The following is a 20,496-nucleotide window of genomic DNA, read 5'->3' on the forward strand; positions in this document are numbered from 1 at the left end:
ATTATGATGTGAATAACCATTCTTCTTTGTTGTAACCATTTTTTATGACAGAAAAATAAAACAAAAGAAATAGTCCTGTAAGTTTAATTATTCCTCGTAAAACATATGATAAAAATCACAATTTTTTAACATTATTCTTAATTCAATTGCCCATTAGGCTACAGTTAACTCATCTGACCTGTTATTAATAGTCCCAAATGGGAGCCAATATGAGCAATTTTCCACATCTTTTTACCCCACTTGATTTGGGGTATACCGTTCTTAAAAACCGTATTTTGATGGGTTCAATGCACACCGGCTTAGAAGAACATCCCCAAGGAAGCCAGCGCCTTGCCCACTTTTACCGACTTCGTGCAGAGAATGGAGTCAGTCTGATTATTACCGGGGGAATAGCCCCGAACCCCGAAGGAGCTTTAGCACCTCATGGTGCTGTATTGAATCATCAAGACCAATTGCCATTTCATCAACAAATCACCGATGCAGTGCATCAAGCGGATGGAAAAATTGCATTACAAATCTTGCATGCAGGTCGTTACGCTCTACATCCGGCGTTAGTGGCGCCTAGCCCGATTAAATCCGAGATCACCCCATTTCCCCCCCGTGAATTAACTGCCGATGAAGTTCAGAAAACCATCGATGACTTCGTAAATACCGCTAAACTTGCCCAGCAAGCAGGCTACGATGGTGTCGAAGTGATGGGATCGGAAGGTTATTTAATCAACCAATTTATTACATCGCGCACCAATCGTCGAACTGATGAATGGGGCGGCAGCTACCAAAACCGTATCCGTTTTCCGATAGAAATCATTAAACGCATTCGCCAAGCGGTTGGGAAAAATTTCATTGTTATCTATCGATTATCCATGCTTGACCTTGTTGAAGGGGGCTCAACTTGGGATGAAATTGAGCTATTGGCTAAAGAGATTGAAAGTGCGGGCGCCACCATGATCAATACAGGAATAGGCTGGCATGAAGCCCGTGTGCCGACCATTGCGACGCTGGTCCCCCGCAAAGCCTTCAGCTGGGTAACCGAAAAATTAATGGGCAAGGTGAATATTCCACTGATTACCACCAATCGCATCAATGACCCGTTTGTGGCGGAACAAATCATTGCTAGCGGTCAAGCTGATATGGTGTCCATGGCGCGCCCTTTCCTTGCTGATGAAGCGTTTGTGTCAAAAGCCCAAGACGGTCGATTTGATGAAATAAACACCTGTATTGGCTGCAATCAAGCCTGCCTTGACCAGATTTTTAATGGCAAGCTGGCTGGCTGCTTAGTGAATCCACAAGCGGTACGCGAGATGGACTATCCTAATGAATTAGCAGATAAACCCAAAAAAGTGGCAATTGTCGGGGCGGGTCCAGCGGGGCTTTCTTGTGCAATCTATTCCGCCAAACGAGGGCATCAAGTCACGCTATTTGAACGTAGCAACCAAATTGGTGGGCAATTCAATCTCGCTAAACGGATCCCCGGCAAAGAAGAGTTTTATGAAACTTTGCGTTATTTTTCCCGACAACTGCAACTACTCAATGTGGATGTTCGACTCGAGCAGATTGCACAAGCGAATGATTTAACTCAATTTGATGAAGTCATTATCGCCACAGGCGTTATCCCCCGCACTATCAACCTAGCTGGCGCCGATCATCGCAAAGTCATGTCCTATATTGAGGCTTTAAAACAGCCCGATAATGTCGGTAAAAACGTAGCTATTATTGGCGCCGGAGGGATTGGGTTCGATGTGGCGGAGCTCCTTACCCAACAAGGGATCAGCAGCAGTTTAGATGATAATAAATTTAATCATGAATGGAATATTGATACCGCCATCACCACTCGCGGCGGGCTTTTCCCGATGAAAAAACAGTTAGAACCAACGCCTCGCCACCTCTATTTATTGCAGCGAAAAAACAGCAAAGTCGGCGCAGGACTTGGAAAAACCACAGGATGGGTGCACCGCCTGTCATTAATGAAACGTGGTGTTCAGATGTTTAATGGCGTGGAATATATGAATGTGGATGATGATGGGCTTCATATTCGCTATCAAGATGAATATATCTGCCTTGCCGTTGATAATGTCATCCTTTGTGCTGGGCAAGAACCTTATCGCCCATTGAAAGAGCAATTAGAAGATATTGGCATTCACCCACATGTGATTGGAGGGGCGGATGTGGCGTCCGAGTTAGATGCCCGCCGAGCCATTGAACAAGGTATGAAAGTGGCTTATCAGTTGTAAGTTTTCTTGACCCATAAAAAAACCCGCTAATCAGCGGGTTTTCTTTTTTGAACAACGTGAAAGCTTAGTCTTGAGTTTGAGATAACTCAGAATCCGCTTGCGCCAGTTTATCGTCTTCCGATAAACATACCGCCGCAGTGAAAAGCACGTCCGTTGAAGAGTTCAGTGCAGTTTCAGCTGAATCTTGCAGCACGCCGATCATCACGCCCACAGCAACCACTTGCATCGCTACTTCATTCGAAATACCGAACATATTACACGCCAGTGGGATCAATAATAACGAACCGCCAGCAACCCCAGATGCACCACACGCACACACCGCAGCTACCACGCTCAATAACAGCGCCGTTGGGATATCAACAGGAATGCCCAGAGTATGCACCGCAGCCAGTGTTAACACTGTAATGGTGACAGCCGCGCCGCCCATGTTAATGGTTGCACCTAGCGGGATAGAAACGGAATACGTATCTTCGTGCAGATTCATACGGCGGCACATCCCCATGTTCACCGGAATGTTAGCAGCTGAGCTACGGGTAAAGAAGGCGGTTACACCACTTTCACGTAAGCAAGCGAAGACTAATGGGTATGGGTTACGTTTGATTTTCCAGTAAACAATCAGCGGGTTAACCACTAATGCCACGATAATCATACAGCCCAGTAATACCGCCAATACGTGGAAGTAACCTTTTAAAGTTTCAAAACCGGTTGTTGCAATAGTTGACGAAACTAACCCGAAAATACCTAATGGCGCTAAACGAATAACCACACGAACCAGCTGAGTCACGCTTAAAGAGAAATCGTGGATCATCGTTTTGGTGGATTCATTGGCATGACGCAATGCAATACCTAAACCAATCGCCCATGCCAAGATACCAATATAGTTCCCTTTAATCAGAGCATCGACTGGGTTAGCGAAAATATTAATCAACAAACCTTTGAGCACTTCAGCAATGTTACCCGGAGGCGTCAGTTGAGTATCGCCTACAGCTAAGATCAAGCTTGATGGGAACATAAATGAGCCAATCACCGCCACAACAGCCGCGAAGAATGTCCCTAGAATATACAGCACTAAAATTGGACGAATGCTGGTTTTTTGCCCTTGGCGATGGTTAGCTATGGACGCCATAACCAACACCCAAACAAGAATTGGAGCAACCGCTTTTAACGCACTGACGAACAGGTCACCCAGTAAGCCAACGTTTTTTGCTGCCGATGGCCATAACCATGCCAATAAGATACCTGCAATCAAGCCTGCTAGGATTTGTTTGACCAAACTACCTTGACTAATTACTCGCCATAACCCTGCTTTATTTGTATCCATAATAGACCTTTATAATTTATCTTTTTTAGGAATTAAATGTGTTTGCCGAGCCAGTATAAGGAATATTAATCTCCTGAAAAGGCTATTATTCAAAATATACACAATGATTGATTGCAGTTAACATTAATTTTACATATCTGTGATCGCAATAGAGTTTTGTTTCTTATAGGAAACAGAGGACATAGAAAATGAGTGAGGATTTTCAGATAGTTAAAATAAAAAAACACCTCAGATGACTCCAAGGTGTTTTTTTAAATTGTATTGTTTACTACGAGTAAGATTTAACGATTGATTAAATAGCCACCAAAGTAATCTGCTATTTTTGCCTCATCTACTTTTAAATTTCCTTTCCAACCAGCCCAAGGCATTTCCATATCAGAACGCCCTTTCGTATTGTTAAGTTGGTTTTCTGCACTAGTTATATCACCAAAATCGCGCCAACTATCAAGAGACAAAGCGATAAAAGTATTCGGAATAACACCAATCAATGCGAGTGAATGCAATATTCCGCGTAATGTATATCTGTCTCCTTTAACCAATTTTGCCTGCGATAACCGCTTTTCAAACTGCCCTGGCGTCTCATTTTCAGGGGCATGACGTAATAAATCTAATAGTTGATTAAAGACTTTTTTGTCTTCATCGGTAGGTTCTACAGCAGCAACCGTCAGTAAATGTCGGAGATTCAAATAAGTGTAACTTACATTCCCAGTATAGGAATTTCCGTAATATAAACAGTATTGGAAGTAACTATCATTAATATAAATATGCTTATTATGATCGCTACAAACCCAACAACATGCATATTGCGGTTTTTCAAGATATTGATGAGCCGGCAGAGAAAGTAGCTTGTGATAAGCTCCCAAGACTGATCGACCTCGCAAATAACTTCCTCCAACTCCCGCCACGAAAGCATCCAAACAACGCTGGCGAGTAAGCGCTGTTTCCTGTTTTAAACTGTGTAGTTTATTAATGATATCTTCATGATCAGTAAAAAATGCAATCTCATTCGGTAACCAATGAGAATCACTCAATATTTTCCGTTCTTTATCAGATAAAGAGTCCAATGGATAAGTCGATACCGCACGACCTCCATCATATTGGCTATTTTCATACTTATAGAGTTTTCGTAAGACCCGCATGACTTGTTGCACAGAACCGCCTCATCTTTACGCCTATAAATCATTAGATATAAAAAAACTCCCAAAGTCATGATGAAATTATGGGAGTTTTTCTAATTAGGAAAAAGATTATCCGTTAATCAATTTTTTCGCTTCGTTGCGTTTATTCACGATCGTGTTAACCACCAATGTCAGAACTAAGATTGCAGCCACAGTCCCTAACGAAACCGCAGTAGGAATATGGAAAATATCCATCAGCAACATCTTCACGCCGATAAAGCTTAAAATGATAGCTAAACCGTACTTAAGCATTGAGAATTTCTCAGCAACACCCGCTAATAAGAAGTACATTGCACGTAAGCCTAAAATCGCAAACAGGTTAGACGTTAATACGATAAACGGGTCGGTGGTCACAGCAAAGATAGCGGGAATACTGTCTACCGCAAAGATAACATCACTGATTTCCACTAAGATCAGAACCAAAATTAATGGGGTAGCAAACAGCAATCCATTCTTTTTAATAAAGAATTTTTCACCGTGTAACTCATCCGTCATCCGTAAGTGTGAACGAACCCATTTGACCAATGGCTTTTCATTTATCGGTGAATCGTCCTCTTTAGCGAACGCCATTTTGATCCCCGTAAACAGTAAAAACGCACCGAAAACATAGAGGATCCAGCTAAATTGTGTAACTAACCAGCTACCTGCGAAAATCATAATCGTACGCAGGACGATAGCTCCAAGCACCCCGTAAACAAGTACGCGACGCTGTAAATTTGCCGGAATAGCAAAGTAACCAAATAGCATTAACCAAACAAACACGTTATCCACAGCAAGGGCTTTTTCTAACAGATAACCGGTTAAGAACGCCATAGTTTGCGTGTTCGCAACTTCAGGTCCAACGGTATCATTGAAGTACCACCACAGGCCGCCCGCAAAAATCAGCGACAGAGTCACCCACAAGATGCTCCAACCCGCTGCTTGCTTCATCGACATCGCCTGGCCTTTATGTTTTCCTTGCCAAAACATATCGATGAGTAGCATCACAAGGATCATGACAGCAAAGCTGCCCCATAAAACAGGATTTCCAACAGAGTTCATTTTGATTCCTTAAAAAACAAAAAACGGCTGATATCCAGAAGACATCAGCCGCTTAAACTGTTTTCACCCTAAGTTATCACTATACGGTTGTAAACGATGAGCAAACCTCGCCTTCTGGCAAGGTCTCACTTACAACACAGATAACCTAAGACAAGGAAATTGTGGTGCTCGGTTACCGGGTACAATTGTGTGCACCGTAATGACGATAATCCGACAGAAGAAGTTACTCCCCTTTGCTATGCGCACACAATAAGGTAATTAGTCTTAAAAAGCAATGATTAGCTACCAATATGTTCATGCTATTTTTCGTTATCTAAACACAAATATATTGATAAATAGTCAGATTAAATCCTCTTATTCAGCGCCATTCCCGTTTTTTGCCATTTTAGAAAGCCAGTAGTTAAGAACCTAAAATGTAAAAATCAGCCGCAATTTAAATGAATTCTCAAAATAAGCTTAAAATTTACTGTTTAGTTATTTTCTGTTTTGTTAAAGTGATCGGGTTTTACACTAACAGCCCGAAGAAACAGCTGTTTTCTTCCGGCATTTACTTAATCCATTTCTGCCCAACAACATGTTTGTTGCTGTGATTGCCGTTTAGGAAACATTAATGGAATTAGTTAGAGAACTTTTTTTCGCCCTTTGGCACCAAGATTACGAAACCTTATCTAACCCATCGTTGATATGGTCGATTTATTTCATGCTGTTTATGATCCTATTATTGGAGAACGGCGTGCTCCCAGCTGCATTCTTACCCGGTGATAGTTTACTGATCCTTGTTGGCGTACTCATCGCAAAAGGTGCTCTTAGCTACCCATTAACTTTAGTGATTTTAACTGCGGGCGCCAGTATTGGTTGCTGGGTGGGTTATATCCAAGGTCGCTGGCTAGGTAATACAAAAATTGTCAAAGGCTGGTTATCACACCTCCCCGAACACTATCATCAGCGTGCTCATGGGCTATTCCATCGTCACGGCTTAGCCGCATTACTGATTGGTCGATTCCTTGCTTTTGTCAGAACATTACTACCAACTATCGCAGGGCTTGCGGGCTTGCAAAATGGGCGTTTCCAAGTGTTTAACTGGTTAAGCGGGCTCCTTTGGGTGCTAATTTTGACCGCTATAGGCTACGGATTCGGTAAAAGCCCTATTTTCCAACAATATGAGCATCAAATTATGAATGTCTTGATGCTTATTCCAGTTGGATTATTAATTTTGGGTCTGATCGGCAGCATTGGTGTTGTCATCAAGAAAAAATTCGCCCGCAAATAAATAGCCGTCACTGAATCAAATCGAACAGCGGGAATATTTAGCGATTCCCGCTTTCCTCTATCTCAATTCGAAATCTATACCAATTAGTGATTGCACTTAAGCTAAAAAAAGCTATTGTAATGTTATTAAGGTCATACTTTATTAAGGCATTGCGTTATTTTTCTATTGATAGGAGGTTCTACTATGTCATCCAATCATTCTTCTGAAGATCTACGTGCTGAACTTAAATCACTCGCAGACTCTCTCGAATCCATTCTGAATAGTACTCAAGACAAATCAAAAGAAGAGATCGAAAACTTAAAGGCGAAAGCCCGTGAAGCCCTCTCCTCTTCAAAAGCTAAACTCGGTCAAGCCAGTGATAAAATCACCGAGCAAACTAAAGAAATTGCAGGCCAAGCAGATTGCTATGTACGTGAAAATCCATGGAAAAGTGTGGGTATCGGTGCAGCGGTCGGTGTGGTCTTAGGCATGCTGCTCACCAAGCGCTAATCACCGCTTATGGAACAGTCGCCACGTCAAGGACCCGCTAAGCGGGTTCTAGATTCTCTGCAAAGAATTGCGGGTATCGCCGTTAATATGGTTGAAACCCGCATTCAACTTATTGCAGTAGAATTAGAAGAAGAGAAACTCAACCTTGTTCAGTTATTATTACTCGCAGGGCTAACCCTTCTATTTTCTGCATTTGGTCTGATGTGCCTTATTGGACTAATTTTTTGGTCTGTGGATCCCGTCTATCGTTATCAGGCTTTCGCTATCACGACCGGAACACTGATTTTACTCGCGATTATCTTTGCTATTTGGACGTTAAAAAAAGCGAAACAGTCCACGCTGCTAAGCGCAACCCGTGAACAGCTTCGCAATGACGCTAAAGCACTGGCAGGAACCGATGATGAGCAAAAGTAAACGTCAGTTACTTGCAGAAAGAAAATCACGCTTAGTCTCTGATATTGAGCAGCAGCGCATCCAATTATCGGCCAGTAAGAAAGAGTGGCTACAAGCCACTGCCCCTTATGACCGAGCATGGCAAACCCTGATGACCTTTCGCCCAATTGTTATCGCTGCGACGGGTCTTATCTCTATTTTTACCTTAAAGCACCCCAATCGATTTATTTCACTGAGCAAGAAAGCCATTGCGACTTGGGGGCTTATTCGTACCCTAAGAAGCAGCTTAAACAGTTCAAATCAGAAATAACCCATCCCCTTAAGATAAAAATAATCATTATTTGTCAATATGATAGATAAAAGTGCCCTTTAGCACTTTTTTTCGCACTCAATTATACACATTCAATTTTTTTGTCTATCTTTGTTAATAAGCTTAGCTTTTTATTGAATGAGCTAAGTAATAAGATACGCACATCCAAGATTTCTAGCCTTTTCGTGCTGAAACTTAGCTTATAACGCGATATATATCGCACTTTATTTATATTTAATGACCGTATTATCTGGAGAGACTCAATGAAAAATTTAGAAAGTGGAGCTATTTTATTAGCACGTATTATGATGCCAGTTCTGTTCATCGTTGCAGGTTACGGCAAATTAGGCGGGGCATATGAAGGCACTCAGCAATATATGCAAGCAATGGGCGTCCCAGGCTTTTTACTGCCACTGACAATTTTACTTGAGTTAGGTGGTGGGCTGGCAGTGTTATTCGGTCTGTTAACACGTACAACCGCAATTTTCACTGCTGTGTTCACATTCTTAACTGCGATGCTGTTCCATACGAATTTCAGCGTTGAGCCAAACAGCTTGATGTTTATGAAAAATATGACTATTGCAGGCGGCTATATTCTGTTAGCAGTGACTGGCCCAGGCAAATTCAGTATCGACCATTTATTAAATAAGAAATGGTAATGAGCTCCAATCTCCTCGCCTATAGTGACCTATAGGCAGGGAGTTAACAGTACCCTCAAGTCAACATCCTTTTCCATAAGTTAAATGCCTTTGCACCTCCCATCCGAGGTGCTTTTTTTTGCTTTTACCTTTGCTTTCTTTTTATTTTCGCTTTTCGCTTTAAAAAGAATTAAAGAATAGGTGATGAGTGATCTCTAAATAATTCGAGTTGTAGCAAGGCGGCAAGTGAAGTTATCCCTGGGAGCATACACAAGTATGTGACTAGGGTAACTTTATGAAGCCAACACAGCTACAGCTTGAAGTATGACGAGATCACCCCCTAAATAATTTAGGGATTTCGCGGAGACACCACGACTTCGCCTCCCCCATGCTGTCCCGTCGCCACGCCATAATCATATTCGACTCATGGCTAAACTCCGCCCCCACCACTTGCAGGCGCCCTTCCTTAATATCTTGCTCCACCAGCGGGTATGGCATTGTCGCCACCCCGAGCCCTGCAATTAGTGCTTTGCGCTTATCTTCGATGCTCGATACCGTCAATCTTTGTTGTTTATCCAGCAGTTGCACGGTGATCACTGGGCGCTCACGGGCGGTATCTGCCACCGCAATACCTCGGTATTTCACTCGCGTGGTTTCAGAAAGCGGTTCTGGTTCTTGGTGAATAGGATGGTTCGGGCTTGCCACATAAATATGGTTCAAGGTATACAGCACTTTGGAGTTAATTTCAGAAGATGAACGGAAATGCATATCTGGTGCGATAACAATATCCGCACGTCCTGATTCAAGTCGCTCCCATGCCCCTGCTAGCACCTCAGTAATTAAAGAGAGCTGGGTGTCGGATTTCTCAGCCAGTTTGTCCACCAGCGGGAATAAAGACTCAGCCGGAACCAGCGCTTCACACACAATAGTCAGATGAGTTTCCCAACCTTTAGCTAGCGCCTCCGCATCCGATGTGAGTTTATCTGCGGCTTCAAGCAATACGCGCCCACGCTCTAACAGCATGCGCCCTACATTGGTAAACTTGGTTCGATGTCCTGAACGGTCAAACAAAATAACATCAAGTTCTTCTTCTAACTTCTGCATGGTATAGCTCAATGCCGAAGGAACGCGACCTAGCTCTTCCGCCGCTGCCGCAAAGCTGCCACGCCTATCGATTGCATCCATCACCCTTAACGACTCAAGTGTTAATGCTCTCTCTTTGCTCATGATGTATCTCTTTCAGGAAATTTGAATGATGGAAACAGATTAACTGGCTAACAATTCAACGTCCAGATATTTATTATAACAATATATTACTAGCTATATATTTTGAGTGAGGGTTAACCATTATGATGAAATTAAGATCAGTTAACCATTGTGGGAAAGCAGACTACGGTTGGTTACAAGCACGCTATACTTTTTCGTTTGGTCACTATTTTGATCCAGACCTAATGGGTTTTAAAACCCTAAAAGTGCTCAATCAGGAAGTGCTTGCGCCAGATAATGCTTTTCAACCAAGAGTTTATCCTCATGTTGATATTGTGAACATCATCCTGCAAGGTCAAGCTGAATACCGCGATAATTTAGGTAATACCGTCAGTGCAAAAGCAGGGGAATGCGTCAGCTTTTCGCCTCGCCCTGACCTGAGTTACAGTGAACACAATACCAGTGAGACAACGCCATTAACACGGCTCCAGCTGTGGCTAAATGCGTGCCCACAACAGGAATCTATGCCGCCCCAAAAGTTGGCATTAGCGGAGAAAGATAACAAGCTTATCGCCTCACCCGATGGGGACGATAATAGCCTACAACTTCGCCAAAAAATTTGGATAAGCCAGATTTGCCTTGAGCCTAATGAATCAAAAACCCTCGCATTACGAGGTAAAAATGCCTATCTACAATCCATTCATGGTGGTTTACAGGTTAGCGGGAAAGAATCGCAATCTTTATCAATGAGCTGTAACGACGGCTTATTTATCCAAGATGAAAATTCCCTAACGCTCACCAGCTACCGAGCATTTAGAGGTTTATTAATTGATTTAGGCGAATCGTTGTAATCCTATTCAGGAGGCGGAAAAAGTGAATTTACTCCATAAATTGCGCAAAATTTGCGAATAGATTCGCAAATTTCATCATTTATATTTCCGCTATCCCGATATCACTGTGATAGAGTCCAGCCATAAGACAGTTAAAAAACCATCAGTTTTTAACTCCGAACTTTATTTTTTTGATTTTAAAGGGGTTCTTGTGGCTTTATTCATTTTGCAGCGACACAATCAAATTTTCTCTCGGATCCTCAATGAGGTTGTCCCTCAAGATGAATTAGCGAAACAGTTTTCCGTTTCCACCCGTACTATTCGTTCAGACATCAATGAAATCAATGAATTAATTAAAGATCATAGTGCTCATATTGTGTATGAGCGCGGGCGTGGATATCGATTAAAAATCGAAAATGATGAAATTTTTTCTGCATTTACTAAGCTTAATGACAAAAATAACCAGATTCCACGCACCAGCAAAGAGCGTATTGATGCCCTATTGCTCAAACTCTTGATGTTATCCCTGCCCGTCAAGCTCGATGATATTGCCGAAGAGTGGTTTGTTAGCCGCAGTACCATTCAGCAAGATATGGGAGCCGTTCGGGAGCATCTTCATCGCTATCAAGTTCAACTGGAGAGCATTCCTCATCAAGGGATCCGCTTAAATGGCAGTGAGTGGGCTATTCGTGCTTGTATGACCGAAGCACTCTGGCGGCAATTTAGTGAGCAAATCACCCCCGATCTCGCCACATTTACCCCGGAAAGTCTGGATAATCTCGATTTAACCTACATCGATAAAGTAGTTCATAACAGCTTGAATCGCTTTGATATTCGTATCAGCAATGAAGGTCATCTTTATCTTGTATTTAACTGCGCCGTCACCATTTTGCGTATTACCCGCGGTCATGAACTCACTGCCAGCGTCAATAACGAAGAGTTAGAAGAAGTCATTACTCAAGCTTGTGATGAAATTTCTAAAGGGTTAATTTACTTCCTGGGCAATGATTTATCCCCAGCTGAATTGAGCTTTTTGCACGACCAAATCATCGCTCAGCGTATCAGTAACCAGCATGCATCAACACAAAAGCATAATCATCACAATGAATTATCTGAATATATCTTAAATTATATCAACGAGTTGTATAACTATGATTTGCGGAATGATGAAAAGCTAAAGAAAGATCTGAATACCCATCTTTCTGCTTTAATGACTCGCCTTCAATACCATATTTCCACCCCAAACCCGCTGCTTTCAGACATCAAACAGTATTATCCATTTGCTTATGATGTCACCTTAAGCGCCTTAACCAGCGCCAGTAAGCAGCTGCTTCCACATCCCATTAATGAAGATGAACTGGGTTACTTAGCAGTGCACATTGGGGTTAGCCTTGAACGAAATTATGGGGCAGGCTCCGCACGCCAAACGGAAGTGTTAGTGGTCACGGATGCGGGTAACTCCACCTTTCGTGTGGTGGAATCCAAAATTATGCGTGAATTTCCACAGCTCAAATTTAGCCGCGGGTTAACACTGCAAGAGTATGAATCGTTAGATGAAGTCGCAGAAGACTTTGTGATCACCACCGTACGGATCTCTGAGAAAAATAAACCCGTTATTAAAATTGCGCCCTTCCCAACCCCCTACCAGCTCGAACAAGTGGGTCGCTTAGCGATGGTGGATCAGACTCGTCCCTATATTATTGAGCGCTTCTTCGATGAGCGTTTTTTTATGGTTATCAATGAAAAAATTAGCCAAGAGACGTTGTTCAAAACAGTTTGTCAGAAACTGCAACTAGAAGGCTATGTCACCGCAGATTTTTACCCGTCACTACAAGAGCGGGAATCGATTGTCTCGACATTGCTGGGCGAAGGGATCGCCCTTCCTCACTCCTTGGGGTTACTTGCCAATAAAACTATTGTGACAACTATCCTTGCCCCGCAAGGCATCGAGTGGAACAAAGAGACCAAAGAGAACGCCTATGTGATTTTTTTATTGGCAATCAGCAAAACTGACTATGAAGAAGCCATGGCGATTTATGATTTGTTTGTCACCTTCGTCAAAGAGAAAACCACCCGCCGCCTAGTGAATGTCAAAAATTTCAATGAATTCCAAGCAATTGCTAAAGATAGTCTCGCGCGAATTTTATAGTTATCAATAATTCCCACCACCATCCCCCCCACTTCCCATCATTTCCACTTCTCAGTGGAAAAAGGGAGGTGGCCACTATTTACGTGATCCTAACCACAACTCCACCAAATGATTTTTAATCCAAATTGTCCATTTCATGCGTAAACCAACGTAAGTGGAAGTGAAGATTTCCACTCTATATAGATTTCCACAAATTCATTTCCACTTTTATTTATTAACCTGAGAGCTATTTTCACTTATAAAAAATCGATCTTAATGATTTGAATTTAAATGATTTTAATTACTCACTCGTTATTTGATACACCAAACCCCCCCTCGTAATGTGTTAGTTTTTCCAGTTAGCTTCCTGTTAGATCGAAAATTAACCACCATCCTTCCGGTTACACTTCCAAAATATTTCCACTTTGAACTGGAAATTCCCTGTCTGCAAAATTATCCAAGAAGCGATTAAGGTATTAGCCATGAAGAAAAAAGTGATTTGATTTGAAATATTACCTTGGATTTTAAACAGTTATGAATGAATCAGTTGTGGTTTTCAAAATGTTAGAAGACGACCTTGATATCCATCAGGTCACACAAGAACTGCTAGCAGTGATTACTGACTGGCTCAAACTGGAGGGTTGCTACACCACGGATGTACAGCAACAAATGCTGGAATCTCATCTACGTGCCATGGTCGCTCGAGCCAAAACCGGTGAAGCCTTACCGGAAGTGGATATCAGTTTGTTCGATGAAATTTCGAGCTATTCCATTGCATTAGCGCAACGCGTCGTCGATACCTTGCCGGGGCTTGCACCAGAAGAGACTTATTTGCTCTCAGTTCACTTTGAAGTTGCCCGTTCTAATGATTAATTTTTAGCATCTTATTTTTAGTACTCAATTTTTAGCATTCAGTTTTGGAGAATATTTTATGAAACAGATAGTTATTGTTATCGGCGATCGTTTAGGTAAAGGGCAAAAAGTGGCTGCGGGCGTTGAAGCTGCTGGCGGAAAAGCCATTGTTGTTCCCGGTGTCGCTGCTGACATGAAACTGGGGGATGTGATGAACCAAGAACAAGCTGATCTTGGCATTTCATTCTGTGGTAGCGGTGGTGCAGGCGCCATTACAGCTCAAACCAAATATGGCTACAAAGCGCGTTATGGGATGCGTTCGATTGAAGAGGGAGAAACCGCCATTGCTGAAGGTTGCAATGTTTTAGGTTTCGGATTTATGGACAAGGAAGAGTTAGGCGAGCGCTTAGTTAAAGCTTTTAATAAAAAATACGGCAACGCTTAATGAAAAAATCTATCGAAACGACTGTACGGGTGACAGGGCAAGGCGACACAAAGCAAAAAGCGATTGCTGACGCCTTAAATTCGATTCAAAAAACCGTACTTAAGAACAGCACCGACATCATTCTGCGGATAGAACCCAAGGATGTTGAGGTTGTTAGTGCTCACTCTCATTCGCGGACAGAAAAGTTTCTCTTTCTCTTTTTGCCACGCAAACGTGAACATTTCCGAGTTGTTCTCGACGTTTCGCTGGATGTTACCTTACTTTCTGTCAACGAAATTCCATTTACAGAACAATAAAAGCAATCAGGTCTGGAGTAAATTCCATGAGTGAAACTGCATCTTTCTTAGAAATATTGGGCATGTCCCTCATTATCGGCGGTCTCTGCGGCTTTGGTTTAGGCGCAGGGGCAGCACGTATGTTCCACGCGCCAACCGTTCAAGGTATGGGAGCATTCCGTACCCTTGGTGAGTTAAACGCCTGTGAGGGCGACCCCGCATCACACTTCTCATTCGGCTTAGGATTCTTCTTCAACGCATGGGCATCATCAGTCGCTGCGGGTGCCTTTACCCAAGACGTTGACCACCGCATCATCCCTAACTGGGGTGCTGCTGCTCTATTAACTAAAAACCGCAGTGTGGCAGATACCCTGCATAACCCGAAAAAAATGGCGATTGCCTGTGCCATTATCGGGGCATTGGTGGTCGCCTTCTTAAATACCACGGCGTCCGCAGTACCAGCCGCGCTGCAAACCACCGCTATTAACGTGCTGGTTCCGGCAGCTAACTTACTGGTTAACACCGTGATGCCCGTCATTTTCTGGCTAGCCGCGATGGATGCTGGTCGTCGTTCCGGTTTCTGGGCAACCTTATTTGGTGGTTGCGCACAATTAATCATGGGTAACGCTATCCCAGGTTTAGTGTTAGGGATCTTGATTGGTAAAGGCGTGGATGACAATGGCTGGAACCGCATCACTCGTACCATGATGATCACCGTTATTCTGCTGTTCGTTCTCAGTGGCTTCTTCCGCGAATTTGACCTGAAGATGATCACCTCTTTCAACTTAGACAAACCACTGTGGCTTGAATATGTCCACGGACTGCTGAGCGGGAAATAATCATGACAACTGAAATCAATAAACAAGACTTTTGGTACGCAGAATGGTCTTTCCCTATCTTTGTTGGGCTGCTATCAGCGGGGATCTTCGCGGGTACCCATATGTATGTCGTGTACGGGTTTGGCGCATTTAACGAAGTGGCTTTCGTCGCCATGTTACGTGCTGGGTTAGATACGGGGGTTTATGGTGCTGTCGCCGCCTTCGGTGCAAGCTTCCTGTTTGCGCGAATTATCGAAGGGTCTCTCGTGGGGATTTTGGATATCGGTGGTGCACTACAAACCGGTATTGGCTTAGGGGTTCCCGCACTCTTTTTAGCCGCTGGTTGGGATATTTTAGTCACCAACTTCTGGATTTCCCTGATCACTGGTTTATTCCTTGGTGTGCTTATCGGCTTAATTATCGTGTTCGCCCGTAAGTTTACCATTGCGCAAGCTAACTCCACATTCGGTGCGGACGTGATGATGGGGGCTGGTAACACATCCGGTCGTTTCTTGGGTCCATTGATTATCCTTGCCGCAATGGCCGCGTCTATTCCGATTGGTATCGGCGCACTGATTGGTTCACTGATTTTCTATGTATGGCAAAAACCCGTCGCTGGGGGCGCTATCTTAGGTGCAATGTTGTTTGGGTATTTCTTCCCACTCGCCGCTTAATAAATATCTAAGCCCCCTACTTTGGGGGCGAAGAGCAGCCAACAACGCTGCGGTTTGAAGTATGACGAGTATGACTATAAAGAAGGTAATCATGTATTCTCTAATCATCAAACAAGGAAAGCGTATCGATGGCTCAATTATCGATATCCTAATCAAAGACGGAAAAATTCAAGCTGCGGGACCTGAGCTTTCCCACAATCAGCAAGCTGAAAAAATCATTGATCTTGAAGGAAAGCTGTATGTCAGCGCTGGATGGATTGATTCTCACGCCCACTGTTTTACCGAATCGCCAATTTACTTCGATGAGCCTGATCTCGCTGGTGCTGCTGGTGGTGTCACTTCACTGGTTGATGCGGGCAGTGTAGGTGCTGATGATATTGACAGGTTTTATCGGCTCACCACTCAGTCCAAAACCAATGTCTTCTCTCTGCTGAATATTTCACGCATTGGCATTATTGCTCAGAATGAGCTGTCCAACATGGATAATATCGACGATGCGAGTTTCCAAGCTGCACTTGAGCGCCATCCCGGCTTTGTGGTGGGCATGAAAGCGCGCATGAGCAAAAGTGTGGTGGGCGAGAATGGTATTGCGCCTTTGGTTAAAGCCAAAGAAATGCAGAAAAAACACCATCTTCCATTAATGGTGCACATTGGAAATAATCCGCCCAATATTGATGAAGTCGCCGACTTACTCACCCGTGGGGACATCATTACCCACTGTTTTAATGGCAAACCAAATAAAATTTTAGGGGATGATGGATACCTAAAACCATCTATTGCCCGCGCCCTCGCCCGTGGCGTGATCCTCGATGTGGGTCACGGCGGTGAAAGCTTTAGCTTCAAAGTCGCAGAGCAAGCCATGCGAATTGGCACCTATCCAGACATTATCAGCTCAGATATCTATCACCGTAACCGAGTGAATGGTCCCGTCTATAGCCTTGCATTCGTGATGACGAAATTCCTGTGTATGGGCTTTAGCGCCGAACAAATTTTACGCTGTGTCACTGAGAAAGCCGCGGATTTACTGTCTCTTCCTGCTAAAGGTTATTTAAAACCGGGCTTTGATGCAGACATCACCCTATTTGACCTCAAAGAAGAGGCAACCGAGCTGACGGATGCCGACGGCGAGCATCGCATCGGTACCCATCGTTTTGTTCCTGTTGCTGCCATCGTTGGTGGAAAGCACATTATTCCTGCACAAGGCGAATCTGAACATGCAATCAATCTATGAAAAATATCAGTTAAAACACGTTATTAATGCCTCCGGTCGTATGACTATTTTAGGCGTTTCGACCCCAACACCTGAAGTCGTCGAGCGCGTAGCGTATGGGCTGAACCATTATTTTGAAATTAAAGACTTAGTGAACAAAACTGGGGAGTACATCGCTCAACTGCTCAATGTTGAAGCTGCGGTTGTGGTTTCCTGCGCCTCTGCGGGTATTGCTCAAGCGGTGGCGGCGGTGATTGTGCAAGATGATGAGGATTTGCTGCTTAATTTGCACTCCTCCAGCAAATCCGTTCCTCGCGAAATTATTTTGCCAAAAGGGCATAACGTGAACTTTGGCGCCCCCGTGGACACCATGGTCACGTTAGGTGGCGGTAAAGTGATTGAAGCGGGTTTTGCGAATGAATGTAGCGCTGCGCAGTTAGCGGCAAAAATCACCCCGCAAACCGCTGCCATTTTATATATCAAATCCCACCATACTGTACAAAAGAGTATGTTAACCGTGGCGGAAGCCGCCAAAGTCGCTCATGCCCATCAGCTTCCCTTGATCGTGGATGCGGCCGCGGAAGAAGATTTAACTGCCTATTACCAAGCGGGTGGCGACATTGTGATTTACAGTGGCGCCAAAGCAATTGAAGGACCAACCAGTGGCTTAGTTGTCGGTAAAAAACAGTATGTTCAATGGGTAAAACGCCAATCTCAAGGTATTGGTCGTGCGATGAAAGTTGGTAAAGAAGGCATTTTAGGCTTAACACTGGCTATCGAGCAGTACCTCACCGCTACCAAAGAAACTGGGGCGGAAATGATCAGCCGTATGGATAAATTCCTTAAAGATTTAAATACGATAGCCGGTATTTCAGCCCGTATTGTTTGGGATGCCGCTGGGCGTGATATCGCCAGAGCCGAGATCAGTTTCGATGAAAAAGCGATTGGCAAAACCACCTACCAAATCATGGATGAGCTGAAGCAAGGCAATACTGCGATTTATTTTCGTGAGTACAAAGCCAATGAAGGAAAGGTTGAAGCCGATATTCGCAGCGTCAGCACCAAGCAACTTGACGTCATTTCGCAGCAAATTCGTACGTTAGTAGAAGGAATTTAACATGAAGTTGTCACCAAATTTTTACCATGATCGTGTGTGCCTGAACGTTCTAGCAGGGAGCCATCAAAACGCAAAAGATATTTATGCCGCGGCGGAGAGTTTTGTGGTGGTTGGGGTGTTATCTAAAAATTATCCTGACCTTGAAAGTGCCATTGCGGATATGAAGGTGTACGCCAAGGAAGTGGATAATGCGCTGTCTGTCGGTTTAGGTGCCGGCGACCCTAAGCAGTCCGCCATGGTGTCTCTGATTTCGAAAGAAGTTCAACCACAGCATGTGAATCAAGTATTTACGGGCGCACCGATTAGCCGCGCACTACTGGGTCAGAATGAAACGTTTGTGAATGCGTTGATTTTCCCAACGGGTACGGTGGGAATGGTGAAAATCTCAACAGGCCCATTAAGCGCTCAAGCACCCGATGGTATCGTGCCGATTGAAACCGCCATTATGATGCTCAAAGATATGGGCGCAGATTCTGTGAAGTTCTTTAATATGCAGGGCTTGAAGTACATTGAAGAATATAAAGCTATTGCAGAAGCTTGCGCGAAGTTTGATTTTTCTTTAGAGCCAACAGGCGGTATTGATTTAGAGAATTTCGCCGAGATTTTGCAAATCGCCCTCGACGCTGGTGTGAAGAAAATCATCCCACATATTTACAGTTCTATTATTGATAAAGCCACTGGAGATACCCGTCCAGAGGATGTCCGCCAATTGCTAAACATGGTTAAAAAAGCGGTAAATTGATATTGATAGCAGTAAATTGATGTAGCAATAAGCTGCACATAAGAAAATAAATATTAGCGAGATGTAAAAGTACTTACCGTCATAACCATGACAAAGCAGCCAATGCCCCACTCACTTTTCGTGCCGTGGGGCATTTTTCATTCTTCATTTTGAATCAATGACCTATTCCTTTGGCATTCGGTATGATGTGAAACCAATAGTTATCAGGAACTGGGCTATCCCAAACGCCTAGGTAAGCCGCAACCGCGATAGTGGCGAATAAAATACCTAGGGTCAAAATGGCCATCGTCATTCCCGATAAGGGGAATTGGCGTTTTTTAGTCGGCGCTTGTAATGAGAAAGCCAATGTTGACGCCACTGGGCAAGATTCAACGCACGTCATGCATCCCGTACATTCAACCGTTCTGACGTTGATTAATTGATCAACAGGAATGCGTGATGGGCAATTTTTGGCACATTTTCCACAATCAATGCAGCTTTCTACATTGCGGCGAATTTTAACCGGCGAGAATAGCGAAAATATCCCTAGTAATGCACCATAAGGGCAAAGATAACGACACCACGCGTTGCGAATAAACAGGCTAGCGACGACAAGTACAGAAACCGTGATGAGTGAGGCGCTACTAATATAGCGAAAGAAATCCAGCATTTTGACATCGATGATGATCCCATAAGGCGACATCATAAAGTATTGGATCATTTGCGCAGGCATGGAGAGCGAGATATAGAGGAAGAAGGCCAATAGTAGGTATTTTAATCCTCTTAAGGGAATATCGAGCCATTTAGGTACTTTGATTTGAAAACGAAACAGTTTCTGACCTATTTTCCCGATATATTCCGATATTGTGCCTATCGGGCACAGCCATGAGCAAAAGGATTTTTTCAGTAATAAACTGATGATAATAAAGGAAGCCAAGAGAAACATTGCTGCGGCATGTATGGGAGGTAATCCCCCTGTTTCAATGGTGTATTTTAAGTTCATTAACCCCGCAATAGGCAGCCAGCCTTCGATGCCTCCCGGACGCGGAAGATACAACGTCGCACCGCCCGTTTCGTAATAGCGCACCCAGTAATAGAAGGTAATGCCAATATAAATGTTGATCGCCAAAAGCGTGATTTGCACGACTTTCCGCCATGTCGAGGCGTTGCGCCAATCATTCCAAGGGAGTTTTCCGCCAATGGTACCAGGACGGCGAGGGTATCGTACTGAGGGTTTCTTTGCCATGTCCGCCTATCTCTTTAACATGCATTTTAAATACCATTATTGTATTTAAGTCCCCAGCACACATATTGATTTGCATCACTGCCTTGTGATGTTGACGGTGGAT

At 43.6% G+C, this 20,496-nt stretch carries 21 protein-coding genes; 16 read left to right on the forward strand and 5 right to left on the reverse strand.

The window, feature by feature from the left end; all coding sequences use genetic code 11:
• Nucleotides 1-209: 209 nt before the first annotated feature.
• Entirely contained in the window at nucleotides 210-2,231 is a 2,022-nt protein-coding gene (locus ACIH2S_RS15995; RefSeq protein WP_108478445.1) for an NADPH-dependent 2,4-dienoyl-CoA reductase, read from the forward strand.
• Nucleotides 2,232-2,295: 64 nt separating this feature from the next.
• Here the strand turns inward: ACIH2S_RS15995 and sstT are convergent, their stop codons facing one another.
• The 3 genes from sstT to ACIH2S_RS16010 all read right to left on the reverse strand — a co-directional run bounded on the left by sstT (nucleotide 2,296) and on the right by ACIH2S_RS16010 (nucleotide 5,771).
• Nucleotides 2,296-3,552, reverse strand: a complete 1,257-nt coding sequence (gene sstT, locus ACIH2S_RS16000; protein WP_036956183.1) for a serine/threonine transporter SstT — start codon at nucleotides 3,550-3,552, stop codon at nucleotides 2,296-2,298.
• Nucleotides 3,553-3,833: 281 nt separating this feature from the next.
• A complete protein-coding gene (locus ACIH2S_RS16005; protein WP_234413545.1) occupies nucleotides 3,834-4,703 on the reverse strand; it encodes a hypothetical protein in 870 nt (289 codons plus the stop codon).
• 96 nt (nucleotides 4,704-4,799) lie between these two features.
• On the reverse strand, nucleotides 4,800-5,771 hold the full coding sequence (locus ACIH2S_RS16010) for a TerC family protein (RefSeq protein ID WP_036956180.1): 972 nt from the start codon (nucleotides 5,769-5,771) through the stop codon (nucleotides 4,800-4,802).
• A gap of 610 nt (nucleotides 5,772-6,381) precedes the next feature.
• Here ACIH2S_RS16010 and ACIH2S_RS16015 point away from each other — a divergent pair.
• From ACIH2S_RS16015 to ACIH2S_RS16035, 5 genes are all read left to right on the forward strand, one after another.
• On the forward strand, nucleotides 6,382-7,041 hold the full coding sequence (locus tag ACIH2S_RS16015; protein WP_108478444.1) for a DedA family protein: 660 nt from the start codon (nucleotides 6,382-6,384) through the stop codon (nucleotides 7,039-7,041).
• Nucleotides 7,042-7,224: 183 nt separating this feature from the next.
• The gene (locus tag ACIH2S_RS16020) at nucleotides 7,225-7,530 is read left to right on the forward strand and encodes a DUF883 family protein (RefSeq protein ID WP_036956175.1); all 306 of its coding nucleotides are present in this window, start codon (nucleotides 7,225-7,227) and stop codon (nucleotides 7,528-7,530) included.
• Nucleotides 7,531-7,539: 9 nt separating this feature from the next.
• Nucleotides 7,540-7,944: a phage holin family protein gene (locus tag ACIH2S_RS16025; protein WP_036956172.1), complete on the forward strand. Its 405-nt coding sequence runs from the start codon at nucleotides 7,540-7,542 to the stop codon at nucleotides 7,942-7,944.
• Nucleotides 7,931-8,233: a YqjK-like family protein gene (locus tag ACIH2S_RS16030; RefSeq protein ID WP_036956170.1), complete on the forward strand. Its 303-nt coding sequence runs from the start codon at nucleotides 7,931-7,933 to the stop codon at nucleotides 8,231-8,233. The genes ACIH2S_RS16025 and ACIH2S_RS16030 overlap by 14 nt, the downstream gene beginning before the upstream one ends.
• Before the next feature lie 263 nt (nucleotides 8,234-8,496).
• Nucleotides 8,497-8,892: a DoxX family protein gene (locus ACIH2S_RS16035; RefSeq protein ID WP_006659138.1), complete on the forward strand. Its 396-nt coding sequence runs from the start codon at nucleotides 8,497-8,499 to the stop codon at nucleotides 8,890-8,892.
• A 312-nt stretch (nucleotides 8,893-9,204) separates the two neighbouring features.
• Here ACIH2S_RS16035 and ACIH2S_RS16040 read toward each other — a convergent pair whose 3' ends face one another.
• Nucleotides 9,205-10,098: a LysR family transcriptional regulator gene (locus ACIH2S_RS16040; protein ID WP_154599776.1), complete on the reverse strand. Its 894-nt coding sequence runs from the start codon at nucleotides 10,096-10,098 to the stop codon at nucleotides 9,205-9,207.
• A gap of 122 nt (nucleotides 10,099-10,220) precedes the next feature.
• Here ACIH2S_RS16040 and ACIH2S_RS16045 point away from each other — a divergent pair, with 122 nt between their 5' ends.
• The 10 genes from ACIH2S_RS16045 to dagF all read left to right on the forward strand — a co-directional run bounded on the left by ACIH2S_RS16045 (nucleotide 10,221) and on the right by dagF (nucleotide 19,168).
• Entirely contained in the window at nucleotides 10,221-10,928 is a 708-nt protein-coding gene (locus ACIH2S_RS16045) for a pirin family protein (RefSeq protein WP_430247715.1), read from the forward strand.
• A 190-nt stretch (nucleotides 10,929-11,118) separates the two neighbouring features.
• Complete coding sequence (locus ACIH2S_RS16050; protein ID WP_272535176.1) at nucleotides 11,119-13,056, forward strand: BglG family transcription antiterminator; 1,938 nt, start codon at nucleotides 11,119-11,121, stop codon at nucleotides 13,054-13,056.
• A 513-nt stretch (nucleotides 13,057-13,569) separates the two neighbouring features.
• Nucleotides 13,570-13,908: a transcriptional antiterminator gene (locus ACIH2S_RS16055; RefSeq protein ID WP_430247717.1), complete on the forward strand. Its 339-nt coding sequence runs from the start codon at nucleotides 13,570-13,572 to the stop codon at nucleotides 13,906-13,908.
• 58 nt (nucleotides 13,909-13,966) lie between these two features.
• Entirely contained in the window at nucleotides 13,967-14,332 is a 366-nt protein-coding gene (locus ACIH2S_RS16060; RefSeq protein ID WP_036956157.1) for an SFCGS family glycine-rich protein, read from the forward strand.
• Nucleotides 14,332-14,628: a DUF4312 family protein gene (locus ACIH2S_RS16065; protein ID WP_006659132.1), complete on the forward strand. Its 297-nt coding sequence runs from the start codon at nucleotides 14,332-14,334 to the stop codon at nucleotides 14,626-14,628. Before ACIH2S_RS16060 ends, ACIH2S_RS16065 begins: the two co-directional genes overlap by 1 nt.
• Nucleotides 14,629-14,654: 26 nt before the next feature.
• Nucleotides 14,655-15,446, forward strand: coding sequence for a DUF4311 domain-containing protein (locus ACIH2S_RS16070; RefSeq protein ID WP_036956155.1), 792 nt, complete (start codon nucleotides 14,655-14,657; stop codon nucleotides 15,444-15,446).
• A gap of 2 nt (nucleotides 15,447-15,448) precedes the next feature.
• The gene (locus ACIH2S_RS16075; protein WP_036956154.1) at nucleotides 15,449-16,099 is read left to right on the forward strand and encodes a DUF4310 family protein; all 651 of its coding nucleotides are present in this window, start codon (nucleotides 15,449-15,451) and stop codon (nucleotides 16,097-16,099) included.
• 91 nt (nucleotides 16,100-16,190) lie between these two features.
• Nucleotides 16,191-17,330, forward strand: a complete 1,140-nt coding sequence (locus ACIH2S_RS16080; protein WP_036956151.1) for an amidohydrolase/deacetylase family metallohydrolase — start codon at nucleotides 16,191-16,193, stop codon at nucleotides 17,328-17,330.
• Nucleotides 17,314-18,426, forward strand: coding sequence for a DgaE family pyridoxal phosphate-dependent ammonia lyase (locus ACIH2S_RS16085; RefSeq protein ID WP_108478441.1), 1,113 nt, complete (start codon nucleotides 17,314-17,316; stop codon nucleotides 18,424-18,426). The genes ACIH2S_RS16080 and ACIH2S_RS16085 overlap by 17 nt, the downstream gene beginning before the upstream one ends.
• A 1-nt stretch (nucleotide 18,427) precedes the next feature.
• Nucleotides 18,428-19,168, forward strand: coding sequence for a 2-dehydro-3-deoxy-phosphogluconate aldolase (dagF, locus tag ACIH2S_RS16090; protein ID WP_430247719.1), 741 nt, complete (start codon nucleotides 18,428-18,430; stop codon nucleotides 19,166-19,168).
• Nucleotides 19,169-19,322: 154 nt separating this feature from the next.
• Here the strand turns inward: dagF and ACIH2S_RS16095 are convergent, their stop codons facing one another.
• On the reverse strand, nucleotides 19,323-20,393 hold the full coding sequence (locus ACIH2S_RS16095; RefSeq protein ID WP_108478439.1) for a 4Fe-4S binding protein: 1,071 nt from the start codon (nucleotides 20,391-20,393) through the stop codon (nucleotides 19,323-19,325).
• Nucleotides 20,394-20,496 lie beyond the last annotated feature (103 nt).

The organism is Providencia lanzhouensis, from assembly GCF_050469745.1.
GTDB lineage: Bacteria > Pseudomonadota > Gammaproteobacteria > Enterobacterales > Enterobacteriaceae > Providencia > Providencia lanzhouensis.